A 1,280-nucleotide genomic window follows, 5' to 3' on the forward strand; every position below is an offset into this window, starting at 1 on the left:
AGCGGCCGGACGAACTCCCACTCGGCGTCCGACAGTTCATGGCGACGTATCACAACACCATGATCCACCAGCGGTGATCATTTGAAGACACTGCCTAGTGCAGATACACCTCCGCGAGATCATCGGTCACGGGCGCGAGCCTGTCATGCGCGGCCGGCGCCTCAAGTGGCGGCCTCAGCCTCTGACCGCTTGGGCGGCGGGCGGCACCCCATCCTCACCGTCTTCGGAGTGGCGCGAACAATGCCCTGTGATCAGGGCCATGGCCCTCCTGACGCAGGATCGTCAAAGCGTACTCATAAGATCATCAAACCAACCCGAAAGGATCTTCACAGTGTTGCGAACCATAGGTGTGGTCTGTGCCTCCCTGCTCACGCTCGCTGTCGCCGTACCCGGGGCCAGCGCATCCGAGCGGACTTCCCCCGGCCAGGGCGGGGCGTCTGGCGGCACCACCCCGTTATCTGCCGTGGGCACTCTGGCCGCCCGCCCCGGGGGCCATGTGTCCTCCGTCGTGCGGTCTGCGGCAGCGGGTGCCTGCACACGTCCGGAGCAGACGGTCATCACGCGTACCTCGGCCTGCCACATCCACACGGAAGAGGTCCGCATCGCCGACGGAAAGCTCAGCGGCGTCCTGACGGTGACGACGGGCCACGACATGGCCTTGGACTACAAGAGCACGCAGTGGAAAGACAACGTATCCATCCGCTTTGACAGTTACGTCGGTGACGCTCCGATCGCCGAGCTGGCCGTGGGCCTCGAGGTGACATGCGGCAGCGCCACCTGCAAGGCAATCCCCGGCCCCTCCTTGGAGGAGATCCCTGTGGAGCCGGGCGAAGGGGCAACCGGGGCGGTGATGTTCAGCGACGCCGTCACCACCATCGACAGCTTCAAGCCCTCCTTCACGTTCGTCTCCGTCGCAGGTCTTCCGGGAAGGACCGGAGTCACCACCTTCCCGACCATCCGGTGCGACAACGAACTCGCCAAGCGCGTGGGCGCCGGCTGCGTGTTCCCCGGAACAACGCCGGTACTGACGCAGATGGCCCAGCTCCCTGGGATAGCGGTCAACATCCGCAGGGCTCAGCAAGGAGGCGCCCCGGGCAACCCGCACACCGCCAAGCCGGTTCCGCTGCACTTCCACTACAGCGCGACCAAGCAGAAGAACAACCGGGACGCCGTTTGCCCTGGGGGAGTGTAAATCTAACGGCGGATCCGACGATCATGGGAGAGACGTCAAGTGACTGATACCGCCGTGGAGTTGGAGACCGTGGAGTCTGCCGAGAGTG

Annotated in this window: 1 protein-coding gene; it reads left to right on the forward strand. The window is 64.8% G+C overall.

The window, feature by feature from the left end; translation table 11 throughout:
- The first annotated feature begins 463 nt into the window (after positions 1-463).
- Positions 464-1,192, forward strand: a complete 729-nt coding sequence (locus tag CK485_RS08145; RefSeq protein WP_146214505.1) for a hypothetical protein — start codon at positions 464-466, stop codon at positions 1,190-1,192.
- The last annotated feature ends 88 nt before the right edge of the window (positions 1,193-1,280 follow it).

Source organism: Streptomyces sp. ICBB 8177 (assembly GCF_003144095.1).
Taxonomy (GTDB): Bacteria; Actinomycetota; Actinomycetes; order Streptomycetales; family Streptomycetaceae; genus Streptantibioticus_D.